28 protein-coding genes and 1 riboswitch are annotated in these 26,275 nt (G+C 54.4%); of the genes, 14 read left to right on the top strand and 14 right to left on the bottom strand.

Going from position 1 to position 26,275, the window contains the following annotated elements; translation table 11 throughout:
- Positions 1–37 precede the first annotated feature (37 nt).
- The 8 genes from CKX93_RS02875 (at position 38) to CKX93_RS02840 (ending at position 9,366) form a co-directional block, all read left to right on the top strand.
- The gene (locus CKX93_RS02875; RefSeq protein WP_076755051.1) at positions 38–850 is read left to right on the top strand and encodes an ElyC/SanA/YdcF family protein; all 813 of its coding nucleotides are present in this window, start codon (positions 38–40) and stop codon (positions 848–850) included.
- 41 nt (positions 851–891) lie between these two features.
- A complete protein-coding gene (gene galE, locus CKX93_RS02870; protein ID WP_084178611.1) occupies positions 892–1,911 on the top strand; it encodes a UDP-glucose 4-epimerase GalE in 1,020 nt (339 codons plus the stop codon).
- Positions 1,912–1,967: 56 nt separating this feature from the next.
- Complete coding sequence (locus tag CKX93_RS02865; RefSeq protein ID WP_076755047.1) at positions 1,968–3,386, top strand: mannose-1-phosphate guanylyltransferase/mannose-6-phosphate isomerase; 1,419 nt, start codon at positions 1,968–1,970, stop codon at positions 3,384–3,386.
- Positions 3,387–3,455: 69 nt separating this feature from the next.
- On the top strand, positions 3,456–4,535 hold the full coding sequence (gene gmd / locus CKX93_RS02860) for a GDP-mannose 4,6-dehydratase (RefSeq protein ID WP_076755045.1): 1,080 nt from the start codon (positions 3,456–3,458) through the stop codon (positions 4,533–4,535).
- A 130-nt stretch (positions 4,536–4,665) separates the two neighbouring features.
- Positions 4,666–5,472 (top strand): Wzz/FepE/Etk N-terminal domain-containing protein, encoded by an 807-nt coding sequence (locus tag CKX93_RS02855; RefSeq protein WP_076755043.1) that lies wholly within the window; start codon positions 4,666–4,668, stop codon positions 5,470–5,472.
- Positions 5,473–5,629: 157 nt separating this feature from the next.
- Positions 5,630–7,528 carry a polysaccharide biosynthesis protein gene (locus CKX93_RS02850; RefSeq protein ID WP_076755042.1) on the top strand — a complete coding sequence of 633 codons (1,899 nt, stop codon included), beginning with the start codon at positions 5,630–5,632 and terminating at the stop codon, positions 7,526–7,528.
- Positions 7,529–7,614: 86 nt separating this feature from the next.
- The gene (locus CKX93_RS02845; RefSeq protein WP_076755040.1) at positions 7,615–8,523 is read left to right on the top strand and encodes a mitochondrial fission ELM1 family protein; all 909 of its coding nucleotides are present in this window, start codon (positions 7,615–7,617) and stop codon (positions 8,521–8,523) included.
- An 81-nt stretch (positions 8,524–8,604) separates the two neighbouring features.
- The gene (locus tag CKX93_RS02840; RefSeq protein ID WP_076755038.1) at positions 8,605–9,366 is read left to right on the top strand and encodes a TylF/MycF/NovP-related O-methyltransferase; all 762 of its coding nucleotides are present in this window, start codon (positions 8,605–8,607) and stop codon (positions 9,364–9,366) included.
- 55 nt (positions 9,367–9,421) lie between these two features.
- Here CKX93_RS02840 and CKX93_RS02835 read toward each other — a convergent pair whose 3' ends face one another.
- The 3 genes from CKX93_RS02835 to CKX93_RS02825 are packed head-to-tail and all read right to left on the bottom strand — an operon-like array spanning position 9,422 to position 12,860.
- Positions 9,422–10,516: a glycosyltransferase family 4 protein gene (locus tag CKX93_RS02835; RefSeq protein WP_076755036.1), complete on the bottom strand. Its 1,095-nt coding sequence runs from the start codon at positions 10,514–10,516 to the stop codon at positions 9,422–9,424.
- Positions 10,513–11,565 carry a glycosyltransferase gene (locus tag CKX93_RS02830; protein WP_076755034.1) on the bottom strand — a complete coding sequence of 351 codons (1,053 nt, stop codon included), beginning with the start codon at positions 11,563–11,565 and terminating at the stop codon, positions 10,513–10,515. Before CKX93_RS02830 ends, CKX93_RS02835 begins: the two co-directional genes overlap by 4 nt.
- Entirely contained in the window at positions 11,562–12,860 is a 1,299-nt protein-coding gene (locus tag CKX93_RS02825; protein WP_076755032.1) for an O-antigen ligase family protein, read from the bottom strand. The genes CKX93_RS02830 and CKX93_RS02825 overlap by 4 nt, the downstream gene beginning before the upstream one ends.
- 99 nt (positions 12,861–12,959) lie before the next feature.
- Between CKX93_RS02825 and CKX93_RS02820 the strand changes: the two genes are divergently transcribed.
- Positions 12,960–13,919: a hypothetical protein gene (locus CKX93_RS02820; protein ID WP_076755031.1), complete on the top strand. Its 960-nt coding sequence runs from the start codon at positions 12,960–12,962 to the stop codon at positions 13,917–13,919.
- 128 nt (positions 13,920–14,047) lie between these two features.
- The gene (locus CKX93_RS02815) at positions 14,048–14,728 is read left to right on the top strand and encodes a hypothetical protein (protein WP_143339908.1); all 681 of its coding nucleotides are present in this window, start codon (positions 14,048–14,050) and stop codon (positions 14,726–14,728) included.
- Between the two features lie 21 nt (positions 14,729–14,749).
- Here CKX93_RS02815 and lpxL read toward each other — a convergent pair whose 3' ends face one another.
- Positions 14,750–15,655, bottom strand: a complete 906-nt coding sequence (gene lpxL, locus CKX93_RS02810) for an LpxL/LpxP family Kdo(2)-lipid IV(A) lauroyl/palmitoleoyl acyltransferase (RefSeq protein WP_076755027.1) — start codon at positions 15,653–15,655, stop codon at positions 14,750–14,752.
- A 109-nt stretch (positions 15,656–15,764) separates the two neighbouring features.
- On the opposite strand from lpxL, the gene waaA reads away from it, so the two are divergent.
- Positions 15,765–17,030, top strand: a complete 1,266-nt coding sequence (waaA, locus tag CKX93_RS02805) for a lipid IV(A) 3-deoxy-D-manno-octulosonic acid transferase (RefSeq protein WP_076755025.1) — start codon at positions 15,765–15,767, stop codon at positions 17,028–17,030.
- Here the strand turns inward: waaA and CKX93_RS02800 are convergent.
- Genes CKX93_RS02800 through CKX93_RS02790 form a run of 3 tightly spaced genes read right to left on the bottom strand, consistent with a single transcriptional unit; the run spans position 17,027 to position 19,398 of the window.
- Entirely contained in the window at positions 17,027–18,358 is a 1,332-nt protein-coding gene (locus CKX93_RS02800; protein ID WP_084178628.1) for a TolC family outer membrane protein, read from the bottom strand. The genes waaA and CKX93_RS02800 overlap by 4 nt on opposite strands.
- Positions 18,359–18,399: 41 nt before the next feature.
- The gene (locus tag CKX93_RS02795; protein WP_076755022.1) at positions 18,400–18,720 is read right to left on the bottom strand and encodes a rhodanese-like domain-containing protein; all 321 of its coding nucleotides are present in this window, start codon (positions 18,718–18,720) and stop codon (positions 18,400–18,402) included.
- Between the two features lie 21 nt (positions 18,721–18,741).
- A complete protein-coding gene (locus tag CKX93_RS02790) occupies positions 18,742–19,398 on the bottom strand; it encodes a protein-L-isoaspartate O-methyltransferase family protein (RefSeq protein WP_076755021.1) in 657 nt (218 codons plus the stop codon).
- 132 nt (positions 19,399–19,530) lie between these two features.
- Positions 19,531–19,630, top strand: a riboswitch (TPP riboswitch).
- 45 nt (positions 19,631–19,675) lie between these two features.
- Between CKX93_RS02790 and thiC the strand changes: the two genes are divergently transcribed.
- From thiC to CKX93_RS02775, 3 genes are all read left to right on the top strand, one after another.
- Complete coding sequence (gene thiC, locus CKX93_RS02785; RefSeq protein WP_076755019.1) at positions 19,676–21,538, top strand: phosphomethylpyrimidine synthase ThiC; 1,863 nt, start codon at positions 19,676–19,678, stop codon at positions 21,536–21,538.
- 1 nt (position 21,539) lies between these two features.
- Complete coding sequence (locus tag CKX93_RS02780; RefSeq protein ID WP_076755017.1) at positions 21,540–21,809, top strand: HPr family phosphocarrier protein; 270 nt, start codon at positions 21,540–21,542, stop codon at positions 21,807–21,809.
- A gap of 581 nt (positions 21,810–22,390) precedes the next feature.
- Positions 22,391–22,639 carry an AbrB/MazE/SpoVT family DNA-binding domain-containing protein gene (locus CKX93_RS02775; protein ID WP_076755015.1) on the top strand — a complete coding sequence of 83 codons (249 nt, stop codon included), beginning with the start codon at positions 22,391–22,393 and terminating at the stop codon, positions 22,637–22,639.
- Positions 22,640–22,692: 53 nt separating this feature from the next.
- Here CKX93_RS02775 and CKX93_RS02770 read toward each other — a convergent pair whose 3' ends face one another.
- From CKX93_RS02770 to hpf, 7 genes are all read right to left on the bottom strand, one after another.
- On the bottom strand, positions 22,693–23,010 hold the full coding sequence (locus CKX93_RS02770; protein ID WP_076755013.1) for a CcdB family protein: 318 nt from the start codon (positions 23,008–23,010) through the stop codon (positions 22,693–22,695).
- Positions 23,010–23,273, bottom strand: coding sequence for a type II toxin-antitoxin system CcdA family antitoxin (locus tag CKX93_RS02765; protein WP_076755011.1), 264 nt, complete (start codon positions 23,271–23,273; stop codon positions 23,010–23,012). The genes CKX93_RS02770 and CKX93_RS02765 overlap by 1 nt, the downstream gene beginning before the upstream one ends.
- Positions 23,274–23,631: 358 nt before the next feature.
- Positions 23,632–24,024 carry a PTS sugar transporter subunit IIA gene (locus tag CKX93_RS02760; RefSeq protein WP_076755009.1) on the bottom strand — a complete coding sequence of 131 codons (393 nt, stop codon included), beginning with the start codon at positions 24,022–24,024 and terminating at the stop codon, positions 23,632–23,634.
- A gap of 18 nt (positions 24,025–24,042) precedes the next feature.
- Entirely contained in the window at positions 24,043–24,909 is an 867-nt protein-coding gene (gene rapZ, locus CKX93_RS02755) for an RNase adapter RapZ (protein ID WP_076755007.1), read from the bottom strand.
- Positions 24,906–25,451 carry a hypothetical protein gene (locus CKX93_RS02750; protein WP_076755005.1) on the bottom strand — a complete coding sequence of 182 codons (546 nt, stop codon included), beginning with the start codon at positions 25,449–25,451 and terminating at the stop codon, positions 24,906–24,908. The genes rapZ and CKX93_RS02750 overlap by 4 nt, the downstream gene beginning before the upstream one ends.
- A gap of 3 nt (positions 25,452–25,454) precedes the next feature.
- Positions 25,455–25,919, bottom strand: coding sequence for a PTS IIA-like nitrogen regulatory protein PtsN (gene ptsN, locus CKX93_RS02745; RefSeq protein ID WP_076755004.1), 465 nt, complete (start codon positions 25,917–25,919; stop codon positions 25,455–25,457).
- A 2-nt stretch (positions 25,920–25,921) separates the two neighbouring features.
- A complete protein-coding gene (gene hpf / locus CKX93_RS02740) occupies positions 25,922–26,245 on the bottom strand; it encodes a ribosome hibernation-promoting factor, HPF/YfiA family (protein WP_076755002.1) in 324 nt (107 codons plus the stop codon).
- Positions 26,246–26,275 lie beyond the last annotated feature (30 nt).

The raw sequence follows: 26,275 nt of genomic DNA, 5'->3' as shown, positions 1-26,275 counted from the left end.
AGTGGGCGGCGTTGAAAAATAAATCTGTCCCCAATTAATGAAGAGTTTGGTTGCTGCTTTGGCTATGCCTTTGCCGGCCGCGCTTGCGTTGGCTGCGGTGGGGTTGCTGCTGTGGTTTGTGGGGCGGCGCCGGCTGGCGCGATATGCGCTGGCGATGGCGCTGGTTTTGCCGCTGCTGGCCGCTTGGGCGCCTGTGGCGGATCGCTTGTTGGCGCCGCTGGAGCATCGCTATTCGCCCGTCGCTATGGCCGATTTTGCGGGTGCTGAGGTGGCGGCGATTGTGGTGCTCGGCGGGGGTTGGGATCCCGAGGCGGCGTGGCCGGCGACGACCCGGCTGGGCGAGTCATCAAGCCAGCGTTTGACCGAGGGTCTGCGCTTGTTCGCGGCTTTTCCCGAGGCGCAGCTGGTGGTTTCTGGCGGCAGTCGGCATGCGGATCAGGGCAGTGCGCGGGGCTACGAGTTGGCTTTGCAAGAGCTTGGGGTTTTAGTGCCGCGGCTTTGGGTGTTGGGAACGCCGGTGGATACCGCGCAGGAGGCCTATGCAGTGCGCGCGCATCTGCCGGAGTTGCTCGATGGGCGGCGGTTTTTCCTGGTGACATCAGCATCGCATATGCCGCGTGCGGTTCGGCATTTTCAGGCGGTCGGGCTTGAACCCGTGCCGGCGCCGGCGCATTTCTTGACCGGGCGGACTTATGCCAACCCGCTGCATTATTGGGTGCCCTCTGCGCAGCACCTGAAGAAGACCGAGCGGGCCATCTATGAGTCCCTCGGCCTGCTGGCTTGGCGCCTCGACCATCTCGAAATGGGGACGGATTTATTTTCTGGTAGAGTGGATGTGGTTGAAAAATAAATCTGTCCCCAATAAGTGGAAAAATAAATCTGTCCCCAATTATGAAGATTTTGCTGACTGGCGGTTTGGGTTACATCGGCTCGCACACGGCGGCCGTGCTGCTGGCTGGCGGTCATGAGCTGGTGATCGTCGACAATCTGGTGAACGCCAAAGTCGAGGTCAAAGATCGTCTCGAGTCGATCGCGCAGAAACCGATCGTGTTTATCGAGACCGATGTGCGCGACACCGAGCAGCTGACTCACACGTTAAAGCACCACGCCATCGAGGCGGTCGTGCACTTCGCGGGCCTCAAGGCCGTGGGCGAGTCTGTGGCCAAGCCGGTCGACTACTACGACAATAACGTCACCGGCACCATCAGCCTGCTCAAGGCGATGCAGGCCGCTGCGGTCACCCAAACCCTAGTGTTCAGCAGCAGCGCCACGGTGTATGGCGAGCCGCAATACCTGCCGCTAGACGAGGCGCATCCGACCAGCGCGACCAACCCCTACGGGCGCAGCAAGCTGCACATTGAGGAGATGCTGAAGGATCTGAGCTTCAGCGATCCACAGTGGCGCATTGCTTGCCTGCGATATTTCAACCCGGTGGGCGCTCATCCCAGCGGCTTGATCGGCGAGGATCCCAATGACACGCCGAACAATCTTATGCCGTTCATCGCTCGAGTGGCGGCCGGCCAGCTGCCTGAGCTGCAGGTCTTTGGCGGTGACTACGACACGGTCGATGGCACCGGCGTGCGCGATTACATCCATGTCATGGATTTAGCGGCGGGGCATCAGGCCGCTTTACAATTTTTAGCTCAGGAGCGCGGTTGGCATGCGATTAATCTGGGCACAGGTCAGGGTTTTAGCGTTTTACAAATGATTGCCGCCTTCAAAGCGGCTTCAGGTCAGTCGATTTCCTATAAAATAGCAGCGCGGCGACCTGGGGATGTGGCTAGCTGCTTTGCTCAGGCCGATAAGGCGCGTGCCTTACTGGGCTGGACGGCGCAGCGTACGCTTGAGGATATGTGCGCGAGCACTTGGCATTTCCAGCAAAACCAAAAAATGGGGGTCGACCCCAGGTAAAATCGGGGTGTGATTCTACTCGGGGTCGTACCCCATCAGTAAAAAGGCAATGATTCATGCAGTCGGAAGTGGCACAAATTCAAGCGGTGGTGCTTTGCGGAGGTTCAGGCACAAGGCTATGGCCGCTAAGCCGGCAGAGCCTGCCGAAGCAGTTCGTGCCGCTGATCGCCGGGAAAAGCCTGCTGCAGGCCACATTCGAGCGAGTCGCGGGCCTGGCGCCGGGCGGCACCGTCTGGACTGTCGCCAACAGTGAGCATCGGTTTTTGGTGCGCGATTGTGCCGAGGCTGCCGGTACCAAAGTGCGCAGTATTCTTGAGCCGGTGGGACGCAACACGGCGGCGGCGATGGCGGCGGCAGCCTTGAATGCCGACCCCGAGCAGCTCCTGCTCTTCCTGCCCGCCGATCATCATGTCCCAGATGCCGCGCACTTTTGTCAGACGGTGACCGAAGGCGCTGAAGCTGCCAAACAAGGCGCGATCGTCACATTCGGCATCACCCCCAGCCAGCCGCACACCGGCTATGGCTATATCCAAATCCAGCCCTCATCAGAAGAGAAGGCCAAACCAGTCATCCGCTTCGTGGAAAAGCCCGATGCCGCGACTGCGATGAGCTATCTGGCTGAGGGCAGCTACTTTTGGAACGCGGGCATTTTCTTGGTCAAGGCCAAGACCTTGATTGAGGCGCTGGAACAACACGCGTCGGACATCCTTGAAGCGGTCAGCAAGGCCGTTCAAGCTCAGCATGCCGACGGCGATTTCCTGCACTTGGATGAGGCCGCCTTTGCCGGCTGTCGCTCGGAATCCATCGATTATGCGGTGCTGGAAAAACACGCGAACATTGTCATGGTACCGTTCAGCGGCGCCTGGTCGGATGTCGGTAGCTGGAACGCTGTGGCGGATCTGGCCAGCGCTGATGCCAACGATAATCGCGTCATTGGCCATGGCACTGCGCACCAGGCCAAATCCACCTACATCCATGCTCCGCATCGCCCGGTTGTGGCGCTGGGTACCGAGAATCTGCTGATCATCGACACGCCCGACGCCGTGTTGGTGGCGGCCCAATCGCACGCCGAAGATGTGAAGACCGTGGTAGCCGATCTGGAAAAAGCCAAGATCCCTCAGGCGACCGAACATCGCCACGCCGCCCGCCCTTGGGGCGAGTATGATTGCATCGACGAGGGCCAGCGTTTTAAGGTCAAGCGCATCACGGTGAAACCGGGCGCGAGCCTGAGTTTGCAGCGCCACCACCACCGCGCCGAGCATTGGATTGTGGTCAAGGGCACGGCGCGTGTGACCTGCGGCGAGGAAAGCTTTTTGCTCAGTGAGAACCAGTCCACTTACATCCCGCTGGGGACCATGCATCGCTTAGAAAATCCCGGCACTATCCCGCTTGAGATGATCGAGGTCCAATCCGGCAGCTACCTCGGCGAAGACGACATTGAACGCTTCGACGACACCTACGGCCGCCATGAGTAAAACCCGGGACAGATTTATTTTTCACATTGATAACCTTCATTGGGGTCGTACCCCATCAGTGAAAAGACTATGAAAAAAGCACTCATCACAGGCATTACCGGCCAAGACGGCGCCTACCTCGCCGAGCTCCTGCTGGAGAAAGGCTATGAGGTTCACGGTATTAAGCGCCGCACCAGCTTGTTCAACACCGACCGCATTGATCACCTCTACCAGGACCCGCATACCCCCGGCGCCAAGCTCTTTTTGCACCACGGGGACATGACCGACAGCCTGAGCCTGTTGCACATCATCCAAAAAGTGCAGCCGGATGAGATCTATAACCTCGCGGCGCAAAGCCACGTGGCGGTTTCGTTCGAAGAACCCGAATACACCGCCAACTCCGATGCCCTGGGCGCGCTAAGAATTCTTGAAGCGATTCGTATTCTGGGGCTGGAGAAAAAGACGCGTTTCTATCAAGCCAGTACGTCTGAGCTCTACGGCCTCGTCCAAGAAATCCCGCAAAAAGAGACCACGCCGTTTTACCCGCGTAGCCCCTACGCTGTGGCTAAGCTCTACGCTTACTGGATCACCATCAACTACCGCGAGGCCTACGGCATCTACGCCTGCAATGGCATTTTGTTTAACCACGAATCGCCGATCCGCGGCGAAACTTTTGTCACGCGCAAAATCACCCGCGCTCTGGCCCGCATCAAGCTCGGCCTGCAGGACTGTCTCTACCTCGGCAACCTCAACGCCAAGCGCGATTGGGGCCACGCCAGAGACTACGTCGAGATGCAGTGGCGCATGCTGCAACAAGACGCCCCCGAGGACTTCGTCATCGCCACCGGCATCCAGTTTTCGGTTCGGGATTTTGTGAATGCCGCCGCCAAAGAGCTCGGCATGGATATCAGCTGGCGCGGTGCCGACATCGATGAGGTTGGCAGCTTTAACGGCAAAGACATCGTCAAAGTCGACCCGCGCTATTTCCGCCCAACCGAGGTGGAAACCCTGCTAGGCGACCCCACCAAAGCCAAAGAAAAGCTCGGCTGGACCCCGGGCATCACCTTCGAAGAGCTGGTCGCCGAGATGGTCCAAGAGGACCTCAAAGCCGCTGAGCGCGACGAGCTTATCAAGCGCCACGGCTACACCCCCAAGGACTACCACGAATAAAACCCGGGACAGATTTATTTTCCAGCGAAGTTCCCGAAAACCCGGGACAGATTTATTTTCCGGCGGCGCCAGATGCGGTCACCTCCGCAATGTGAGAAAATAAATCTGTCCCCATTTTTGAATGCAAAATATGTCCGCACAGAATACGCCTCCTGCTACTTATGACGATGAGATTGACCTCTATGAGCTATGGGAGATGTTGGTCTCCCGCAAGTGGACGGCGATTGGCACTGCCTTGGTGATATTTCTGAGTGGGATTGGCTATGCGCTGACCCAGCCGACGCTGTATGAGTATCAGACAATTATTACTGTCGCGCAGGCGCCCGATCCGGTGCGGCCACCCGCTGATGCGGTGTTTCATTTTTCTGAGGTTGTATTTCCGGAAAAACTCTCTGGTGTCGATCTTGGGGTTTCGATCCAAAGACAAGGTGACAATCGCCTCGTTTTGAAAACAACAGCGCAACTCGATCAAGCTGAGCAAGTGCGGGATTTGCATCAGTCAGCAGTCAACGAGATTGCGGATTATTACCTCCCCACATTTACTGCACGGGTAAATGCTCGTCTCAGTGAGAAGCAGGCGCGCGGAGCACTCCTTAGCGAGAATATCCAAGCTCTTGAAGCAGAGCGTCGGCAACAATTGCGGATTATGGATGAGCGTCAAGACGCCTTCGCCATGCTGGCTCTGCAGAGAGTCTCCCTTATTGACCAACAATTGATTAGCTTGAGGCAGTCGGTGCAGGGCGTTGAGCAATCGATAAACCAGTTTCTTAATGAGGCATCTCGAGATACAGAGTTAGACTACTTGGCGTTGCGCAGCGGGCCCGTCGGGACGCAACCTCGGCTCATCATAGCTTTGGCGGCCGTGCTTGGGGTGATGCTGGGTATCTTCCTAGTTTTCGTGACACAGTTTTTCGCCAACGCACGAAAAGCGAGGTAAAACCCGGGACAGATTTATTTTCCGGCGGCGGCAGATGCGGTTACTTCCGCGATGTGAGAAAATAAATCCGTCCCCATTTATAAAAAAATAAATCTGTCCCCATTTTTGTATGCGTCAAAAGCTGATAAATCTGCCGCGCTGGTCCAAGCAAGCTCTGATGTTGGGCTTCGACGCTATTGCTATGGTGGTGGCGCTTTGGGCGGCGTTGGCATGGCGGTATGAGACTTGGACGCCCAATCTGTTAGCCCAAATTGGCGGCGCGCAGTGGGTGGTTCTGCTGTTGGTTCTGACGCTGGTTACGGCCCACTGGGTGGGGCTGTACCGATCGATCACTCGCTACATGGGCAAGGAACTGGTGAGCATGACCCTGCAGGTGGTCGTGGTCTCTACTTTGTTACTCACTGCGTTAATGTTTCTTTCGGAAAACCGACTTCCCCGCACCGTTGTCTTTTTGTATCCGCTGTTTCTGGCCTTGGCAATTACGCTGAGCCGGTGGATTGCTCGTGACTATCTCTCCGGTGGCGGCCACAGCCAGAGAAAATCAAAGAAGGCCGCTATCTATGGGGCCGGCGCGGCTGGGTTCCAGCTTTCTTTACTTTTGGAAAAACACCCTGAACTGAATGTGGTGTGTTTTCTGGATGATGAGCCGACATTGCAGGGCGCGCGTGTCAATGGGCTGCCTGTGTTCAGCCCCAGCGAGCTGGATGGTCTCATCCGCTCATATCAGTTGACGGATGTACTTTTAGCGCTGCCGAACATCACTCGGCCGCAGCGCAAACAAATCATGGATGGTTTGGAGCCGCACGCGCTTCGTGTCTACACCGTGCCGACCCTCGAGGACATCACCTCGGGTCGCGCTCGCCTCGATGATATTCGCGAGGTTGAGCTTGAGGACTTGCTGGGGCGCGACCCTGTGCCACCTATTGAGTCTCTGCTCAGCGCTTGCATTGCCGATAAGGTCGTGATGGTGACGGGTGCTGGCGGCAGCATTGGTTCTGAGTTGTGTCGTCAGATTCTGCAGTTGGGACCGCGGCAGCTGCTGCTCGTGGATGCCTCCGAGTTCGCGTTGTTTGAGATCGAGACCGAGCTCCTGGCTGGAGAGGCGCAGGAGGGTTCCGAGGGCATCATCGGGTTGTTGGGCAATGTGCAGGATCAGGATTATATGCGGCGCATCATGCAGCGCTATGGCGTGGACACGATTTATCATGCGGCCGCGTATAAGCATGTGCCACTGGTTGAGCATAACGTCATCGAGGGCGTGCGCAACAATATCTTCGGTACCTACGCGCCGGCGCAGGCGGCTTTGGAGGCCGGAGTGGGGCATTTTGTGCTGGTATCGACGGATAAAGCCGTGCGTCCCACGAATGTGATGGGCGCCACCAAACGCTTTGCTGAACTGATTTTGCAGGCGATAGCCAGCCAGTCGCCGGACACTTGCTTCACCATGGTGCGCTTCGGCAATGTTTTGGGCTCCTCGGGCTCTGTGGTGCCGTTATTTCGGTCGCAGATCCGCAGCGGTGGTCCGGTCACACTGACGCACCCTGAGATCACGCGCTTTTTCATGACGATCCCCGAGGCCGCGCAGCTGGTGATCCAGGCAGGTGCGATGGGGCATGGCGGTGATGTATTCGTGTTGGACATGGGCGAGCCGGTGAAGATTCTCGATCTGGCGCGTCGCATGATCCGCTTGATGGGCTTGAGTGTGCGCTCGATCGATGAGCCCGATGGTGAGATCGCCATTGAATACACGGGCCTTCGACCCGGCGAAAAGCTCTATGAAGAGCTTTTGATTGGCGATGAGGTGCAGCCGACGCAGCATGCCAAGATCATGCGCGCACTAGAGTCGAGCCTGGACCCGGCCACCCTCGCGCGCTTCATCAACGCCTTCGACACAGCGGTGCGCACCCACGACGCCGAGCAGCTGCGCACCCTGCTCAGCGAGGCCGTGCACGGCTATACCACCGCGTATCCGCTCGTCGACCACCTCACCACCAAAAAAGGGGACAGATTTATTTTTTCCGATGTCGGTGACGCGTCGCGCGACACGAAGATTTAGCCGGCAACTCGCTCTGAGTGGTGAGGGCTGCGGCGACCGCCTCGGTGTGAGAAAATAAATCCGTCCCCTTTTTGGTAAGCGGCGTGATGCGGGAAAATAAATCTGTCCCCATTTGGGTGATTACGGATGGGATCATCGGGCATTTGAACCAGCTCAAGGGCTTGGTGGCGGCGCTCGAGCAGCAAATCTCCGTCGAAGTGCACTGGATTGAGGTGAAAAGCCGCTGGCAGTCGTTGTCAGCGGTGCGCGGTAGCTTCGCCCAGCTGCCCAAGCCTGATTGGGTCATGGGGGCCGGCAGTGCCACGCAGTTGGCGGTGGTTTACGCCGCGCGCAGAGCGCAAGCCAAAAGCATCATCTTGATGAAGCCGGGGATCCCCATTGGGCTTTTCGACCTCTGCGTGGTCCCTAGGCATGACCGCGTCAGCCCGCGCCACAACGTGATCGAAACCATTGGCGTTTTGAACCGTGTCATCCCCTCCGATTCGCATGACGCGACTCAGGGGCTGATCCTCATTGGCGGGCCCTGCGAGAACTATATTTGGGACCGCGCGCGCATCGTGAATCAGATCGAGCAAGTGCTAACGAGACCCGGGATACACTGGCGCATAGCCACGTCACGGCGCACCGATGAGGCATTGCTCAACGAGCTCGCTAGTCGCTTCGCCAGGGTGCCTTTGATACAGCCACACGAGGTCGACGGCAACTGGCTGCCCGAGCAGCTGGCCAAGGCCGGCGAGGTTTGGGCCAGCGAGGACAGCGTGTCGATGGTGTTTGAAGCGCTGACCTCGGGCACCCTAGTGGGTTTGCTGCGCTTAGACCCCAAAGCGCACAAGCGCCGCTGCCGCATTGTCACCGAGATGCAGCGCTTGGTGGATGATGCTTGGGTGCAGACTATTGACAATTCTTATGCAAAAATGTCCAACCTAAGCTTCGCACAACTTTGGGAGTCTCGGCGCGTGGCTGATTTGATTTGTAGATCACTCCTAATGCAATGAGTTTGCGGCCGGTAAACAACACAACATTTTGGCCTTAGCAGCGATTTCTTTTAGATCTGAAAGGCTCTTTTGGAAAGTGAAATGATAAAAAATATATCCGGTTTCTTTGCTCGCAAGTTGAAAAAGCCAGAACTGGAAGATGCGCCAGTTGAGCTTGCGCAAACCGATCTAGAATTCATCGCCATGGTCAAAAGAAAGAAGTGGTCGATGGTTTCGGATCAGAGGCTCTATGCCACGATGATGGCATGCAAGTATGTGGCGCAGAATGATATCCCGGGAGATTTCGTTGAGTGCGGGGTCTGGAGGGGAGGTAATGCGCTGATCGCAGCATGGGTCTTCGGGCAATATGCGCCAACTAAAAAAATTTGGCTCTTTGATACCTTCTTGGGAATGACCAAGCCATCCCAAGCTGACACTCGTCTGACTACAGGCAAGCTCGCATTAAAGACTTATGAATCGCGAGCAAGGGGGGACTACAACGATTGGTGTTATGCGTCTTTGGATGCAGTTCGCGAAAATTTCGATCACTGCGGCCTTTTGGGAGAAAATATTAGATTCGTCCCCGGTGACGTGATAAAGACATTGGGTGATAATTATAACCTTCCGGACACAATTTCCCTCCTTCGATTGGATACTGACTGGTATGAATCCACCCGAAAGGAGCTAGAAGTCTTATATCCTCGATTGGTTCACGGCGGGATAATTATCATCGACGATTACGGTTACTGGGCAGGGTCTAAACGAGCCACCGATGAGTATTTTGAAGAGATGGGTAATCGTCCGTTTCTCCAATACGTGGATTCAGATGGGAGGATGGGAGTAAAATTTTCTCAAAATAAGTAGGTTTTATATTTGAATCGAAGTTTTGGGAAAAGCATCCCGATTTTTAATAAAAATTTCAGCTATTCTTTGTAAATATATCCTTATAGATGTTCAAGTGCTTTTGTGCCGCGACAACAGCGTCATTATGCAGAGCTGTTTCTTTTGCTTGTTCTCTTATTTCGATACTCGGGTGTTGCAATATCGCGTGTTTCAGGGCTGAAGTTAATTGCGCTATGTCTCCGGGTGGAGTGAGCCAGCCATTGAAGTCATGCTTGATGACGTCAGGTGCTCCGCCGCAATCAAACGCTATCACTGCTTCGCCAGCCGCCATCGCCTCAAGCAACGCTAGGCTGAAGGTTTCCGGGCCGCCAGACCCGGGGACATGATAAGAGGGTTGAACAAAGATATCTGCTGACCACAGGAACCTTCGAATATCCAGATCGAAAGGAAAAAACTTATATTGAAGTTTCCAAGAACAAAGTTCTTTTTCAGCCAGTCTTTTCAGCTGTGATTCTAGCTCACCGCTTCCCACGAGCCAGAACCTGACTTTTGATAAATCAGGCAACCGTCCTAAAGCCTTGATGAGTAGGTCAAACCCCTTCCAGGCTACAAACCGACCCATCGCCAGAATAATTATTTCATCATCACCGACGCCCTCAGAAAGTCTGAATGCTTCTCGAACATCAGGATTGAGCTTGTAGTGTTCTGTATCGATTGCATTGGTTACAACGGTAATTTTTTCAGTCGATGTTCCTTGCTCGATCATATGTCGGGCGGACCCGCTGGAGCTTGCAATTATCAAATCAGAACGAGCGTAGTATTTTTTTTTCGGATATTTGTCAATTGTGGAAATGACTGGAATCCCCATCCGGGGGGCCCAATAACCAGCAATTGCTGCCGCAGAAGAGAGTCGTGTATGGATTAGGTCTGGACCAATTTCTTGAACCAGTTTTTTGAAATTCGTGCACAATGCCGGGGCCCAAGGGGTTGCAGGCTTATAGGTCGAACATGAAATCCCATTTTCGATTAAAAGCTCTTTTAGAGTGCCGTCGGGTCGGCAAACGGCATGCTGGTCCAATGACGGGTTCATTTCCCCCATGGCTAGTAGCAGATCGATCCAAGGTTTGCCCCATGATAGGTTTTTGTCATCAACGTAATGCAAGATCTTCACGAGAGCTCACCATTCGCCTTTGCGTCACTCCTGTTTAAAACACCAGCATAGACTCCCAGGGTATTGGCAGCCATTTGTGTCACAGTGGGTATTTTTTTAGGAATAAAGTCACTCTGGGGCATTTGCCCCTCTACCAAGGAGGTTAAAGCAGTGCTCCATGCTGGAATATCCCCGGGCTCTGGGTAGTAGGCTTCTCCAGCGCTGAGCTCTTTTACGGATGGGATATTGGATGCCAATACAGGCATCCCCATTTGGATTGCCCGTGCTAAGGTGAGAGACAGACCCTCACGATAGCTTGGGAAGAGTAGGCAATCGCTGTTTAGCATCCATTGGTCCGTGTCATCACGAAACCCATGGAAATGAACTTTATCTTTTAAACCCAGTTCTTTTGTCAAATTTTTGAGGTCTTGTTCCATCGGGCCATCCCCAACGACATCTAGGGTCCAAAGCTTTTCTGACCGAACTTGCGCTAGTGCATGTAACGCATCCTGAAGACCCTTAACTGACGCGAGTCGTCCTATAAACAAAAGTTTTGTTGCTTCCGCTTTGATTGGCGTTTCCCATGATGGCGCAGGTGGAAGCCCGTTTCTTATCACAATCGCGTTGTCGGAAAAGCATGTGGTCATATCTTGGCGTACCGATTCGCTGACGCAAATTACAGCTGACGCGCTGCGGTGGGGCTTATAGATCCATTTAGATTTGTTGCCATAGCTGCAGTGGGCGCTTACAACCAAGGGTGTTTTAGTGGCTCTCGACACCCACATAGCGGCCCATGCGGGTGCACGCGCATGGGCATGGATGACGTCATACCCATTTTTTCTAACAAGACGCGATATTTCTCGCGCAGTCCAATACAAGGTAAGGAGATTTTTGCTATGTACTCTGACTTTGTAGTGTTGGATTCCTCGGGGTAGTTGTTTTTCAAGCTTCCCTCCCCAAGATGCAATATCCACAGAATGCCCTGCTTGCTGCATAGCGTCAGAGAGCATGATGACATGGCGCTCCACTCCGCCCTCATCTAGTTCGGGAAGGAGCATTAGGATCTTCATTGCAGCGACTCCTGATCGCTGGGTTTGTGACAGGAAGGCTTAGTGTTGTGCTGGGATCGAGAGGACTGTGTTCCATACATAAATGCAAAACCCAGAATCAGGGTGAAACATATTAGGGAGGCTACCCTAGAGGAATAAAAGTCCCAATTCGGATTAAAGGGGAGGATCATTGCCACGGCGGTCAGCATCACAGAAAAGGCAGAACTGCTCCAGGGAATGTGCCAAAAAAGCCGATTGACTAGGTATGTGAATACGGCCAAATACAAGAGAAGGCCTAATAACCCTGTGGCCACCAAGACTTCTAACCAATATAAATGCGCGTGGCCCCAGTTGTTGCGCACGTAACCTCGTTCGTAATTCAACAGGCCAAACGCATATGTTCCTTTGCCCGTTAGTAGACTGTCCTTGGCAAGGCTCATCCCTCCTTGCCAAATCTCAACTCGAGAGGAACCTGCATAGTTAATACTTTCAATATTCCCCTGAAAAGCTTGCAGGCTGCGCATTAGTCGTTGTTCAAAATGTGGGAAGTACTGCATGGTGAGAAACAGCGTTAATCCCACGACAAAGAATGATGCAATCGCTGCCCGTATGGAGAAGTGCCGAAGCACCAGTAATCTCACGAGGAAAATGACGATCACAAGGCTCACAATCATCCAGCTGGTGCGGTTGCCAGCTAAAAGTATTACCAGTAAGTAGGGGATTGCCAGGAGCCACGGAACTCGGTTTCGCAGTCTCAGTGAAGCTCGATATAGAGCTTCAAAATATATCGGGGAAAAATGCGAGAGCAATGCTCCCGGGTTTCGATTGCTGCCGATATATCCTGTTAGCGCACCTAACCATTCCTGCCAAACCATCACTAGATTACCGCTTAGCAGATTTGGCAGCGCGGTTACCATCCAGAAACTCAGGATGGTCACAATCCCGTAGAGAAGGAAATTGGGTGTCCAATTTCTTGCGCACCATACGAAGACATAGATTCCTGCTAGTCCATGCGCAAAGAAGACAATAAAGGAAATAAGCGTTTTTTCGAAACGCACAGCAGTGAGTAGGGAGATTGCAATTGGGATTGATAGGGCGAGTGATAGATAAATCCAGTCACGGTATTCTTCGAAGAGCTCTTTGCCATCATGATAAAGAAGGAGGGAGCCGCCGATGGCGAAAAACAATATGACGGCGAGACTCGACTCACCCAATGGGATAAGGAATACGTACAATAGGAGGAGGGCTGGTACATGCCAGTCTCTGAGCACTGCTAACGCAGAAGGCATATTTTCACGGGGAGCTTTGCTGAGCATCAGGCATGCGTGTGGGAGTAAGCGCTATCATTATTGCCTCTTTTCTAAAATTCATCCAGTGAGTTTGCAGCATTGTGTTGAAGTTTGGCGCGGAGCATCATGTCACTACAGCATTTAACGGATAATGGCTCAAAAATAAGAATGGCGATGTTCAAAGATCTGGGACTTGGCATATTGTCGTGGAAAGCCCATGAGACACTGCGAGGGAGTCTCACGTCCTACCAGAACACGGCTGATTTTCTAGATCTGTTTGGTAAGCGGTTGATTTTCTTCTCAGATATCTCAGAAGCTGACAGGGAACTGGCAAGAGAGTTCGGTTGGCAGGTTAATGGGGGCGTTAATCAGGGTATTGCTGGGGGAATGAAGCGCCTCGCTGAGAGCCTAGATACTCCGTATGTGATTTTGTTGCAGAATGATAACCCTCTGGTAGTGGGAACTGAATTTGCTAAGAAGCACCTCGAGGGGGCCCTTGAATTGCTGCGGTCTGAGGTGGCACATGTTGTTCGGCTTCAGCATCGTTGGCGAGTTGGCGAAGGGTTCTGTCTGGTTGACAGGTACTGCCGTTATTACCCTATAAGGCATGCATCCCCTGAGTGGCAGCCTGAATTCCATGAGGTTGGCCCTCAGGGTTTTCCAGAGTCAACCAAGAAAAGATTTCTTCGTTCTCTGCGGCCCATTAAGGCGCGTCGTCTCGTCGGGAGTAGTATCTTTATTGAGGAGTCCCCTGAAAAGTTCTTTCCAGAGGATATTCATCGCACGCGAACGCTTAGTGGGGAGGAATTCCTGGTGGTGCGTAGTCGAGCTCTGGAATTCTCCGATCAATGCGTCATGATGAGGCGATCATTTTTTTTAGATGTGTTAATGAAATATGTGGATGCTCATCCATCAAGGTCTCGCACTCCTAACGGTTTTCAGGCACCCGAAATATGTTTAGCTGGGGGTTGGTGGCGCCGCAAAAACTTCAAGGTTGCACAGGGCACAGGCTTATTCACACATTGCCGCATCGATGGCTCTTTCAGGCCAGAGCATCATGCATATGAGCCAAAGGATGCGGTCTGATTGGCCTGTAATTTTGTGATGCTTACCAGAATGATTTTTTGGGGAAAGAATTAATGGATCCAGTGAATGTTGTTTGTCTCAAATTTGGTACCAAGTATGGTCCCGAGTATGTGAACAAATTGCACAACATGTGTAAGCGCCACGTCACACTGCCTCTGAGGTTCATCTGCATCACGGAAGACGCTGAGGGGATTGATGATGGCGTGGAGATTTTTCCGCTGCCAGAGTTTGAGGAGCCGACGGCCGAGTATCTGCCGCGTTGTCAGTGCTGGCGTAAGCTGGCTTTATTCGATGCTGAGTACCATGACCTCAAGGGCAAAACACTGCTTATCGATCTTGATGTGGTGATCGTGGATAACATCGACGACTTATTCACGTTCTCAGACAAATTGGTCATGCCAGAGAACTGGTCAAAGCCTGGAAGACTATTTGGTCAGGGGTCGGTGATTTGCTTCAATATGGGCCAGTTCCCAGAGTTGCTTGAGAACTGGCGCCGGGATGCACCGGCTATCTATAAGCGCTTTGACTCAGAACAGAACTACATCCCCGAGACATTGGGCTGGGACAACATCGCCTGGTTGCCCAAAGAATGGGTGATCAGCTTCAAAGACCATTGCATGCCTGGTGGGGTTTTGAACAGTTTTATCGCGCCCACCAAGATCCCTGCCGGTGCTAAAATCATCACATTTCATGGAAACCCGAATCCCCCAGATGCTATCGCTGGTCGTTGGGGGTCGCCAGTGCCGTGGTATAAGCGGTTTTATAAAACGGTTAAGCCAACGCCCTGGATTGATGAGCATTGGCGCTGAGAGGCTTCGCCTCGGTTAACTTCAGTAAGGGGTTGTCAGTCCAGACTCAGGCGGGTAGCGAAAACGCCGATGCGTCCAAAAATACTGCTCTGGGTGCTTTCTCACCGCCTCCTCAATAATCCGATTAATGCGCGCCGTATCAGCTTCAAGGTTTCCACCTGGGAAACCTTGCAGAGCTGGGAGGATTTCAAGTCGATAGCCCTCTTGATCGGAGAGACGATAGCCGAAGAACGGTATCACAGCTGCACCAGTAGCCTTAGCGATGCGCGCTGTTGCGGAGTTGGTGGCTGCGGGGACGTTAAAAAAAGGCACGTTTAAGTGGCGTGGTCCCTGATAGGCTTGATCGGGGGTATACCAGACAATTTCGCCCCCCTTTAATAACTTTATCGCTTCCCGGATATCATCGCTGCGAATTGCCTTTCGATAGTGTTTTACCCGATAGGTAGCAAAAAAATGTTCCAAGAGCGCACTTCGTTCGCGGCGATACATGAAAGCAAACGGCACCTGCATAGCCAGTAAGCGGCCTGTGATTTCTAACGGAGCAAAATGCGCGGAGACCAGCAATACGCCTTTGCCCCGGTTTTTGGCATCGATGAGATGGTCGAGGCCCTGAAAGTGTGCCAATGATAGCAGTTGCTTGTCTGCACCCCACCAACTCAACATCGTTTCAAAAATAGCCGGGCCCATTGCCTTGAAATGCTTTTTCGCGAGTTGGGTATGCTCTGTGTCGGTTTTTTCGGGAAAGCAAAGTTGTAGGTTGGTTAGTGCAATTCTCCGACGATGGGGGGCTAAATAATAGATAGTGGCCCCAATCGCTCTACCAATACTGATTTGGGATCGCCATGGAAGCACTCTAGTTAGTGGCCGAAATATGCCAGCCGCAATCCACAAGGGCCAGTGTTTTGGGTGCAGTAAGCTAAGGTTCACGAGAAGACATTAAGGGCTCAAAAAGCATGTGAATGGAGTTTAACATCCAGAGCTTTTACAGGCTGCATGCTAAGATGCGCGCGTTGATGCCCACGCGCGTTTTTTGTTTATGGCCCTGAAGCTCTATTCCTTGCTGCTGTATGTGCTCACCCCTTGGGTGCTGCTGCGGCTGTATTGGCGGGGGCGGGTCAATCCGGCTTATCGGCAGCGCATTGCTGAGCGTTTTGGATATGTTCCTCGATATGACTCGGCCTCTCATGGGCGTTTGTGGGTGCATGCCGTCTCCGTGGGCGAGGTGATGGCGGCTGTGCCCTTAATTCGCGCGCACATGGCTTCGCATTCGGAGCTTGAGGTCATCGTCACGACCACGACTCCTACTGGAGCGGCGGAGCTTGAGCGCCAGCTGGGTGATGAGGTGCAGCACCATTACCTGCCGTATGACCTGCCTGGCGCCGTGCGGCGATTTTTGGAGCGGGTGCAGCCGGATCAGCTGTGGGTGATGGAGACTGAGATCTGGCCAAATTTGCTGATCGCTTGTTATCAGCGCGAGGTGCGGGTGTTCTTGCTTAATGCGCGCTTATCGCCGCGATCCTTTCGGCGTTATTGCCGGTTTTCGGCTTTATTACGCCCGGTATTAGCGGCGGTTAGTGGCATCGCAGCTCGTGATGAGAGTGATCGACAGGCGTTTATTGGGCTGGGTGTGGATCCCGCGGCCGTAAAGGTTACTGGCAATATTAAGTTTGACCTGGCGATTGACCCGAATTTGCGCGAGGCGGCGCTAGAGCTGCGTGACCAATTGGGCGCGCGACCCATTTGGATTGCCGCCAGCACGCATGGGGGCGAGGAGGCCGTGGTGATCGCGGCACATCAGGCGGTCTTGATGGAGATGCCCGATGCTTTGCTGGTTTGGGTGCCGCGGCACCCCGAGCGTTTTGAAGATGCCGCTCAGTCTTTAGATGAGGCAGGCCTGAGTTATGTCTCTAGAAGCGCACACGCTAATCCCACGTCGGAGCATCAAGCCTGGCTGATCGATAGCATGGGGGAGCTGCTGCTGATGTATGGCATTGCGGATGCTGCGTTTATTGGCGGCAGCTTGGTGTCTGCGGGCGGTCATAATCCCTTAGAAGCGGCCGCGCAGCAAGTGCCGATTATTACTGGTCCAGATATCGCGGACTTTGAAAGCATCTATGCTGCGTTGGAAGCCCGTGGGGGCGCGAAAAAGGTCGCGGATTCCGAGGCTCTCGCCGGCAGTTTGTTGTGGCTTTTGGCTAACCAGGTCGCACGCCTAGAGATGATTACGGCCGCCAAAGAGGTGTTAAAAGCCAATCGCGGGGCGGTGGACCGGATTCTCAGCTTTGTGGCTTCACGAGCCTAGTCCAGCCAGTTATTGATGGCGATGAGGTCTTCTTCCGTGAGAACGCCCGCGGCTTGTTTCAGGCGCAACGTGTCGAGCAGATACGCATAGCGCGCCTCAGCAAAATCACGCTCGGCGCGAAAGACCTGGCGCAGTTCTAGTAGGACTTCAACGGCGGTACGCGTTCCAACCTCAAATCCCGCTTGGGTTGCTTCAAATGCAGCGCGGGTAGATTCCAATGCCTGCTCTAAGGCGCGGACGCGGGAGATGCCGGCATTGACCGATTGGAAGGCGTTGCGGGCTTCACGCACGGTTTGGCGTTGGCGCAGTTCAAGGCTCTCTTGAGCGGCTTCAAAGTTTTCGCGGGCTTCGCGGGTGAGCGCCACGGTGCTACCACCAGCGAAAATGGGCACATTAAGGCGCAAGCCGATCTCAGTGCCCTTTGAATCTCTAATATTATCGGGAACGCCGCTGCTGGGGTTGCGAATCTCTTCATCGCGGTAGCTGGCGCTCAAGTTCAGCGTGGGTAAGTGTCCGCCCCGTTGGCGTTTAATTTCTTCGGCACTGCGTTCGGTAGCCAAGCGCTGCGCGGCCAGCGCTAAGTTCTGTTCGAGGGCCGTTTCGACCCACTGCTGTTTATCGGCGGGTTCGGGGCTGACCAGTTGCATACGCTCAGAGAGTCGCGCCATGGCTTCGTAATACTGACCCGTGATGACCGCGAGGTCCTCACGTGCCCGATCAAGACGGTTTTGCGCGGCGATTTCTTCTGCCACAGATAAATCGAATTGGGCTTGGGCTTCTTTGACGTCGGTAATGGCGATCAGACCGACTTCGAAACGCCGCTCGGATTGTTCTAGCTGGCGGCCAATAGCTTCTTTTTCAGCTTCGGCAAAAGAGAGATTGTCTTTGGCGGAGAGCACACCGAAGTAGGCTTCGGCAACGCGCAGGATCAGCCCTTGGCGAGCGGCGTCACGAAACGCCTGAGCCTCTGAAGTTAATAAGCGGGCTTGGCGCACGCCGGTGAAGACGCGCTGATCAAAAATGCGTTGATTCAGTGTGAGGTCATAATTCAATGACCGGTAATCAAAGCGTTCGGCGCCCTGCGGATCTCGATCAATCGCTGAGTATCCGGCGCCCGCATCAAGTTGCGGCAGCAAGGCAGATCTTGCCTGTGGGCGAAGCTGCTGTGCGGCTCGGAACTCTGCTTCGGCGCGGCGCAGCTCGGGATCGCGATCAAGCGCTTGGCGATACACATCAAACAAGTCGATGCTATGCGCTGGCAAGGCGAATACCGACAAAGACAAAGCCAGTCCCAGTGCCAGAGATTTGCGGGTGATGCGTTTCGCCATGTTCATTCCATTAGCATACGCTAATATGGGTAATGTTGCACTTAGTAGGTGGCCAAGCTGGTATCGACACTGCGCGCCCAATCATCAACGCCACCTTCGAGGTTAATCACGTTCGGGATGCCGTTTTGTTGCAGAAAATGCGCGGCATAACGGGAGCGATTGCCATGATGACAAATCAAGACCACTTCATCTGTGGAGTCGACCTCATCTAAAAGCTCAGGCAGACGGCCTAGAGGGTGTAGCTTAGAGCCTTCGATCTTAACGATTTCGTACTCCCAAGGCTCACGCACATCGATCAGCAGGGGTTTTTTAGGAGCGGAGTCCAGATACTCGCGCAGTTCAGTAGCGGTAAAGCGTTTCATTAACAGGCCTTTATTGGGCGTTCAAAAGACAAAATCGGGCTTTGGCTCGAGGCCAATGAGGGGTTTGAGACGGGTTTCAAACAGTCCTTGCTGGGTGAATTCTTTGTCGGCGACGCGCGTAATCAAGGTGGCGCGCATCACCGGTGGCTCACCGAGCACGACAAATAAGCGCCCACCAATCGCGAGCCGCTTGGCAAACACACGGGCATCCACAGGCATCGAGCCAGTGACAGCAATGACATCGTAATAAGGCAGGTCGCCCTTCCAGTCGCCTAGCGCATCGGTTTTGCGCAGTTTCACGTTATTGATATTCAGCGATTTCAGTCGCTCGGCCGCTTGTTGTTTCAGGTCCTCGTGGTATTCCAAGGATTCAACGCGGTTGCCCAACTTGGCGAGTAGCGCAGTGAGATAGCCCGAACCCGTACCCACCTCAACGATGTGATCACTGGGGCGAATCTCCAGAGCCTGCAGCAGTTTGGCCTCGATGGTGGGCCACATCATCGTCTCACCATGACCGATGGGCAGTTGCAGCTCGGCGTAGGCGAGGTTTTTTTGCGCTTGGGACACAAAATGATCGCGCGGAATAGCCTCCATGGTCTCGAGAATGCTTTGGTCCGACACCTCCCAAGTGCGGATCTGCTGTTCCACCATGTTAAAGCGCGCTTGCTCTAAGTTCATGTCGTTAATGTCCTCTGCCTGATAGGCAGGTGCTCGTAACCTGCTAAGAGTACCCAGCAAACCGTGTTTCTCGCAAGCTGTACCCAAGGAATGGCGCTTGCAAAACTGCCCATTCAGGGCTAGTGTGGGGCTCATGGAAGCTAGGGGTGTCTGGGGTATAGCCGCAGACTGAGACAGTCCCTTGGAACCTGAACCGGATCATGCCGGCGGAGGGAAGCTTCAAGCACGCTTTTTCGGTGTTTGCGCTCTCACTCTCCGCCCCCAGAGAGGACATGCGATGAGCGCCATCCCAGAAGACTTTGTTCGAAAAACCGCGCAGCTTTCTGCGGACATCACCCAGCCCTTTCCTAAGTCGCGCAAGATCTATGTGAGTGGCTCGCGCTCCGATGTGCGCGTGCCCATGCGTGAGATCAGCCAGGCTGAGACGCATACTTCTGATGGTGTGGAGATCAATCCACCGATCACTGTCTACGACACATCCGGGCCTTATTCGGATCCTGAGGTGGAGATCGATTTGCTGGCGGGGCTGCCAGCCTTGCGCTCGCCGTGGATTGAGGAGCGCAGCGATACCGAACAGCTCGCCGGCCCGACTTCGGCCTTTGGACAAAAGCGCGCCGCTGATCCCGAGCTGGCCAAGCTGCGGTTTGAGCATATCCGCGCGCCGCGTCGCGCCAAGGCCGGCAGCAATGTCTCGCAGATGCACTATGCCCGCCGCGGCATCATCACCCCGGAGATGGAGTTTATTGCGATTCGCGAGAATTGCCGTTTGCAGGAGCTTCGCAATGACCCCCGCTATGCAGCGCTTTTGCGTCAGCATCGTGGTGAGTCTATGGGGGCGCAGATTCCCGATGAGATCACCCCCGAGTTTGTGCGCGATGAAGTGGCGCGCGGCCGGGCGATTATTCCGGCGAACATCAATCACCCTGAGCTGGAGCCGATGATTATTGGTCGTAACTTTCGGGTGAAGATCAACACCAATATCGGCAACTCGGCGGTGACCTCCAGTATTGAAGAGGAGGTTGAGAAGCTGGTGTGGTCCTGTCGTTGGGGTGGTGACACGCTGATGGATTTGTCCACTGGCAAGAATATTCATGAGACCCGCGAGTGGATTTTGCGCAACAGCCCCGTGCCCATTGGTACGGTGCCGATTTATCAGGCGCTGGAGAAGGTGGATGGCAAGGCTGAAGACCTGACGTGGGAGCTGTTTAAGGACACTTTGATTGAGCAGGCCGAGCAGGGCGTGGACTATTTCACCATCCATGCCGGCGTGCTTTTGCGGTATGTGCCACTGACCGCTGAGCGGGTGACAGGGATTGTCTCGCGTGGTGGCTCGATCATGGCCAAGTGGTGTCTGGCGCATCACGAAGAGAACTTCCTCTACACGCATTTCGAGGAAATCTGCGAGATTATGAAGGCCTATGATGTGTCGTTCTCGCTGGGTGATGGTCTGCGTCCGGGCAGTATTGCTGATGCCAATGATGCGGCGCAGTTTGCCGAGTTAGAGACCTTGGGTGAGCTCACCAAGATCGCCTGGGAGCATGATGTGCAGGTGATGATCGAAGGCCCGGGGCATATTCCGCTGCACTGGGTGAAGGAGAATGTCGATAAGGAGCTGGTGGATTGTTTCGAGGCGCCGTTTTACACCTTGGGGCCGCTGGTGACCGACATTGCGCCGGGCTATGACCACATCACCTCGGGTATTGGCGCGGCCAATATCGGTTGGTATGGCACGGCGATGCTCTGTTATGTGACGCCCAAGGAGCATTTGGGGCTGCCGAATAAGGCGGATGTCCGTGAGGGCATCATTACCTACAAGATCTCAGCGCATGCGGCGGACCTAGCTAAGGGCTTCCCGGGCGCGCAGCTTCGCGATAATGCCTTGTCCAAGGCGCGCTTTGAGTTTCGTTGGGAGGACCAGTTCAATCTGGGCTTGGATCCGGAGCGGGCGCGTGAATTCCATGATGAGACGCTGCCTAAGGACTCGCACAAGGTCGCGCATTTTTGTTCGATGTGTGGGCCGCATTTCTGCTCGATGAAGATCACGCAGGATGTGCGCGATTACGCCAAGGCGCAGCAGGGCATGCAGGAAAAAGCCATCGAGTTTCGCAAGGGTGGGGCAAAGATCTATCGCGAGGTATAGGGTGGTTACGCGGGAAATTACGATTATCAATAAGCTGGGTATGCATGCTCGGGCCGCGGCGAAGTTCGTCAACCTGACCAGTGGCTTTGTCTCGGAGCTCTTTGTGGAGAAGGGCGAGAAGCGGGTCAATGGTAAGAGCATCATGGGAGTGATGATGCTGGCGGCGAGTCGCGGCAGTAGCGTGACCTTGATGGCTGAGGGGGAAGACGCTGAGGCGGCGCTGGATGCTTGTGAGGCGTTGATTAACGATCGGTTTGGCGAACCAGAGTAGCGCTTGGCTGTTAACTCGCGCGGGACGCCGTGAATCCATCCCTGGAGGCTTGACTGCCGCATCCCTGCGGCAGACACTCGCGCGCCGTTAATCAGCCAAGCCCTGTGTGGGAGGCAAGCCGACCGACTGCAGAAAAAAAGGGGTCAGACCCCGTTTGGGGTCGTACCCCAAAAATAAATCCGTCCCCTTTAGCCTCCTTTAGCCTTTTCGTTTCAAAAATGATGAAACAAAAATATTGCGAGGGTCACAAAACCTATGCGGATTAGAGACTTAATCGTTTCATTGAGATGCGTTTGCGTTTTATGCTCCGCTCGGTAAGCGCGTCCACAAGGGCTTGTCGCTCGAAGAGTCAGGTATGGCAATTCGGCATTAACCCTTTGGGTTTGTGGTGGTTGGGGTAAGATTTATCCCAGAAAATTATCTCGTAAATCTCGGAAGCAAGGCTCGTAAAATCTGGAATCTGTAAGTGGTGTGAGCCTTCTAGAGTAGTTGTTTCACCGGTTTAACAGTGCTCTGTTGATCCACTGGTTTTTCCTTCTTACAACTAAGTAAGATTTATTTGAAAAGTAAGGGATATTGCCATGACCACGGCCACACTCACGACGAAAGGCCAGATCACCATTCCGAAGGACATCCGGCAACATCTGTTGCTGCAAACGGGCGACAAAGTGGATTTCACCCTAACCAAGTCTGGTGAAGTCCTGCTTAAGCCAGTTACGCGTCGTGTGGATGAGGTCTTTGGACGGCTTGGCAAGCGCAAGCAAAAGGCGCTAACGCCTGAAGAGATGGATGCTGCAATTCGGAAACGGCTCGCTGAGCGTAAGGCATGAAATCCGCTCGGAGTGATGGTTTTACTCAGTTGGGGATCGGGTATTCGCCATAGCTAGTAGCCTTGGAATAGGAAATCGAGAGCGGCTGTGATTACTGTTTGCTCATCAGCGAGTGTTGAAATAGGTGATTTTAATACCGAGCGTGGCACCGCACCCATTTTCGGAGTCTCGATAATAAACTCCTTGCCTTCAATGGCTACGATTGGCGTCAGCCGCGTCGGGAGTCTTACTTGGGGGAAATCACTGAGTCGTCGTAATGGGATGACCACCCTGCTATCAAGCTCATCAAGAAGATCGCTCTGGATATCTAACAAATACGGAGTGGTTTTGGCATGCTTACCGGTGTTGAGGTAGACATCGAAGCGCGCCATCAGAAACTCTTCCACTCTTCTAACGGTAAACCTTCTCGCTCGATGGTCGCGTTGTACGCCGAGATGAACTCTGCATGTTGCTTGCGCCAGTGGCGTTCGAGCTCAGTCCTCACGTACTCGCGCAGGTAGCTATCGCAAACTTGCGAAATATTGATGTCGAGATCTTTTGCAGCCTGAAGAACATCGGTGCTGAGGCTCAGGTTGGTGGCGCGTTTTGCCGGTTTTGCACGGCCGTTACGCTCAAGACTTTTTGGGATTGGCATAGTGATACATTATGCGCATGGATATATGTGCATATCATAACCCGCATCTTCAACATCGTCTATCGTCGAATCGGCGGCGCTACCGTCCACTTCAGAAAACGGGGTCTGACCCCATGTTTCTGACGTCTGCGAGGGGTCTGACCCCATGTTTCGGCCGGGGGCTCTAGGGGATTTGGGGGGTTGGCGCGGCGCGAGTGTCTGCCGCAGGGATGCGGCAGTCAAGCCTCCAAGGATGGATTCACGGCGGCTCGCGACGGATAACCGCCAAAGCCCCAACTAGGAATTACCGCTGCTCTCAAAAAAGGGGTCTGTCCCCATTATTGGGGGTCGTACCCCAAAAATAAATCTGTCCCCGTTTTTAGGGGCGTTCGCAGAGGAGGATGCCGTCGTGGCCGCCGCTGAGGGCTTTGTTGACGAGTTCGTGGAGGCGCAGGCTGGGGTAGTTGAGGATGCGCACCAGCATCGGCAGGTTGACGCCGGCGATGACTTGCACCTTGGGTTGGTGCAGCAGCCGATTGGCGATGTTGCTGGGCGTTGAGCCGTACATGTCGGTGAGGACTAACATGCCATCGCCGGTGTGCAGCGCCTCGTAGGCTTCCATGGCTTGTTCGTACAGCTGATCCGGGTCCTCGCTTTGAGAGACCGGCAAACAGCGCGTCTCCAGCGGCACCTCGCCCATCATCGAGGCGGCAGTGTGCAATAAGTCTTCACCGATTTGGTTATGGGTTATGAGCAACAGACCAACAGACATGAGACAACTCGGGTTTGTTTAAGACAGTTCTCGGTGACGTGTCGTCACCACATGGCCGCGTAGTTTACGGAAATGATCGGCCAAACGCTCCACTAAATAGACGCTGCGGTGCTGTCCGCCAGTACAACCGACCGAAACCGTGACATAACGCCGGTTTTCCTTCTCAAAAACCGGTATCCATTGACTGAGGAAGTCTTTTAATGACTGGTGCATTTGCTCGACCGACTCATGGCGGCGCAGAAACTCAATGACCTCATGGTCATGGCCGGTGAGCTTGCGCAGCGGTGGTTCCCAGTGGGGGTTGGGCAGGCACCGTACATCAAACACAAAGTCCGAATCCAAAGGCGCACCCATCTTAAAGCCAAAGGATTGGATGAGCAGCGACAGGCCTTTGGACTTGTCCTTGCCCATGCCGGTGCGCTCACGAATCAGCTGCGTGAGTTGGTGGACATTTAAGGGGGTGGTATCGATCACCAGATCTGCCATATCCGCCACATGTGAGAGTAGCTGCTGTTCCCGCTCAATGGCGTCTAACAGCGGCGTGTCATCGCGAGACAGGGGGTGTTTGCGGCGGGTTTCGCTAAAGCGGCGCAGCAGGGTCTCGTTGTCGGCTTTGAGAAAGATGAGATGCAAATCGACGCCCATGCCGCGCATCTCGGCGATGATGCGATCGAGTTTGGAGAGTTTTTCCAGGCCGCTGCGCACATCGATGCCGATGGCTGCGTCCTCATAGAGGTGGGGTTCGGTGTTGAGCAACTCGCGCTCCACACCGCTCACCAGACCGAGGTGCAGATTGTCCATGCAGTAAAAGCCGGCGTCTTCCAAGGCGTGTAAGGCAATGGTTTTGCCGGATCCGGACAAGCCGCTGATGATGAACAATCTCATGGGGTATCGGTGCTTAGCTGTTGGCGCAGACGGTTTTGCAAATCGCTGGCGGCATCATACCCGCTTTGCGCCAGCGCATGGGAGCGCGCCGCCATCTCGACCATCACCGCGAGGTTGCGGCCGGAGGCCATGGACAGCTGCCACACGGGGAATGGTCTGCCGAGAATCTCGCGGTCCTCTTGTTTGGCGCTTAAGCGATTATCGACTTTGGCAGCAGCCGGGGAGATCAGTTCAATCAGCAGATCCAGCCGCTGTTGCTTGGCGATGGCATTCTCCCCCATCAGGCGGCCCAAGTGCAGTATCCCCAGCCCACGGACCTCGATAAAGCCTTGTAAGAGCTCCGGACAGCGGCCGATGACTTGATCGGCCTCAGCGGTGAACTCTGGGGTGTCATCAGCGATGAGCGCATGGCCACGGCTCACCAACTCCAGGGCGAGCTCGCTTTTGCCAATACCGCTGGCGCCGGTGAGTAACACGCCCTGCTCAAAGACCCGCAAGAACACGCCATGCAGGGTCAACGCTTTGGCGCAGGGGCTGCTCACGGGCTAGACCTGGGTCTCGCTCCAGTGTTGGATGAGGGCGAGCAGCGCTTCTTGCGTGGAAGCCTCGCGCAGATTGGACAGGATTTGGTTGTCGGAGAACATTTTGGCCAGCTGCGCCAAGATCTGGAGGTGTTCTTCAGTGCTTTCTTCCGGCACGATCAGGGCAAACAGAATATCCACTGGCTCGCCATCGGGGGCATCGTAATCCACCGGCGTATCTAAAGTGATCAAAGCTGCAGCCGCCTCTTCGAGCCCGGCCATGCGACCATGGGGAATGGCTACCCCATGGCCCAGGCCCGTGCTGCCAAGGCGCTCGCGCGCCAACAGGCTATCAAAGATGTCCTCACCATCAGGTGTCGGCATGGCTTTGGAGAGCATGTCACTGAGCATTTCCAGGGCGCGTTTTTTGCTGCTCACCTCAGGCAGGTGGGCAATACGCTCTGGATCCAGTAAAGCAGCAAGATTCATAGTCATTCCAGATGATTGCGATGCGAGCCTTCGGCGCGGTGATGGTCTTTGAGTTTTTCTTTGTGCTTGACGACCTGGCGATCCAGCTTGTCAATCATGGCGTCGATCGCCGCATACATATCGGTGTTGCTGGCTTCGGCATGAATGCGGTTACCGGACACCAAAATCGTTGCTTCGGCTTTTTGTTGCAGTTTTTCGACGGTGAGAACCACATGGACGTCGATGACATTGTCAAAATGGCGCTCCAGGCGCTCGAATTTTTCGTTGATGATGTTGCGCAGCGCATCGGTCAGTTCGACGTGATGACCGGTAACGTTGATCTGCATGATGAACTCCTTTCTTTTGGAACTGCATGA

The organism is Ectothiorhodosinus mongolicus, assembly GCF_022406875.1.
GTDB lineage: Bacteria > Pseudomonadota > Gammaproteobacteria > Ectothiorhodospirales > Ectothiorhodospiraceae > Ectothiorhodospira > Ectothiorhodospira mongolica.
The sequence above is the reverse complement of the archived record's forward strand: the minus strand, read 5'-3'. Positions and strand labels throughout refer to the sequence as shown.

What these genes read in the sequence shown, in the direction of transcription:
- rapZ (WP_076755007.1), bottom strand. Translation starts at nt 24,909, where the DNA reads ATGAGATTGTTCATCATCAGCGGCTTGTCCGGATCCGGCAAAACCATT.
- CKX93_RS02815 (WP_143339908.1), top strand. Translation starts at nt 14,048, where the DNA reads ATGTGTAAGCGCCACGTCACACTGCCTCTGAGGTTCATCTGCATCACG.
- CKX93_RS02765 (WP_076755011.1), bottom strand. Translation starts at nt 23,273, where the DNA reads ATGCCAATCCCAAAAAGTCTTGAGCGTAACGGCCGTGCAAAACCGGCA.
- CKX93_RS02790 (WP_076755021.1), bottom strand. Translation starts at nt 19,398, where the DNA reads ATGAACTTAGAGCAAGCGCGCTTTAACATGGTGGAACAGCAGATCCGC.
- CKX93_RS02795 (WP_076755022.1), bottom strand. Translation starts at nt 18,720, where the DNA reads ATGAAACGCTTTACCGCTACTGAACTGCGCGAGTATCTGGACTCCGCT.
- CKX93_RS02800 (WP_084178628.1), bottom strand. Translation starts at nt 18,358, where the DNA reads ATGGCGAAACGCATCACCCGCAAATCTCTGGCACTGGGACTGGCTTTG.
- waaA (WP_076755025.1), top strand. Translation starts at nt 15,765, where the DNA reads ATGGCCCTGAAGCTCTATTCCTTGCTGCTGTATGTGCTCACCCCTTGG.
- gmd (WP_076755045.1), top strand. Translation starts at nt 3,456, where the DNA reads ATGAAAAAAGCACTCATCACAGGCATTACCGGCCAAGACGGCGCCTAC.
- CKX93_RS02845 (WP_076755040.1), top strand. Translation starts at nt 7,615, where the DNA reads ATGCGGGAAAATAAATCTGTCCCCATTTGGGTGATTACGGATGGGATC.
- CKX93_RS02825 (WP_076755032.1), bottom strand. Translation starts at nt 12,860, where the DNA reads ATGCTCAGCAAAGCTCCCCGTGAAAATATGCCTTCTGCGTTAGCAGTG.
- CKX93_RS02820 (WP_076755031.1), top strand. Translation starts at nt 12,960, where the DNA reads ATGTCACTACAGCATTTAACGGATAATGGCTCAAAAATAAGAATGGCG.
- CKX93_RS02855 (WP_076755043.1), top strand. Translation starts at nt 4,666, where the DNA reads ATGTCCGCACAGAATACGCCTCCTGCTACTTATGACGATGAGATTGAC.
- CKX93_RS02770 (WP_076755013.1), bottom strand. Translation starts at nt 23,010, where the DNA reads ATGGCGCGCTTCGATGTCTACCTCAACACCGGTAAGCATGCCAAAACC.
- CKX93_RS02875 (WP_076755051.1), top strand. Translation starts at nt 38, where the DNA reads ATGAAGAGTTTGGTTGCTGCTTTGGCTATGCCTTTGCCGGCCGCGCTT.
- galE (WP_084178611.1), top strand. Translation starts at nt 892, where the DNA reads ATGAAGATTTTGCTGACTGGCGGTTTGGGTTACATCGGCTCGCACACG.
- thiC (WP_076755019.1), top strand. Translation starts at nt 19,676, where the DNA reads ATGAGCGCCATCCCAGAAGACTTTGTTCGAAAAACCGCGCAGCTTTCT.
- ptsN (WP_076755004.1), bottom strand. Translation starts at nt 25,919, where the DNA reads ATGAATCTTGCTGCTTTACTGGATCCAGAGCGTATTGCCCACCTGCCT.
- CKX93_RS02760 (WP_076755009.1), bottom strand. Translation starts at nt 24,024, where the DNA reads ATGTCTGTTGGTCTGTTGCTCATAACCCATAACCAAATCGGTGAAGAC.
- CKX93_RS02840 (WP_076755038.1), top strand. Translation starts at nt 8,605, where the DNA reads ATGATAAAAAATATATCCGGTTTCTTTGCTCGCAAGTTGAAAAAGCCA.
- CKX93_RS02865 (WP_076755047.1), top strand. Translation starts at nt 1,968, where the DNA reads ATGCAGTCGGAAGTGGCACAAATTCAAGCGGTGGTGCTTTGCGGAGGT.
- CKX93_RS02775 (WP_076755015.1), top strand. Translation starts at nt 22,391, where the DNA reads ATGACCACGGCCACACTCACGACGAAAGGCCAGATCACCATTCCGAAG.
- CKX93_RS02850 (WP_076755042.1), top strand. Translation starts at nt 5,630, where the DNA reads ATGTTGGGCTTCGACGCTATTGCTATGGTGGTGGCGCTTTGGGCGGCG.
- CKX93_RS02830 (WP_076755034.1), bottom strand. Translation starts at nt 11,565, where the DNA reads ATGAAGATCCTAATGCTCCTTCCCGAACTAGATGAGGGCGGAGTGGAG.
- hpf (WP_076755002.1), bottom strand. Translation starts at nt 26,245, where the DNA reads ATGCAGATCAACGTTACCGGTCATCACGTCGAACTGACCGATGCGCTG.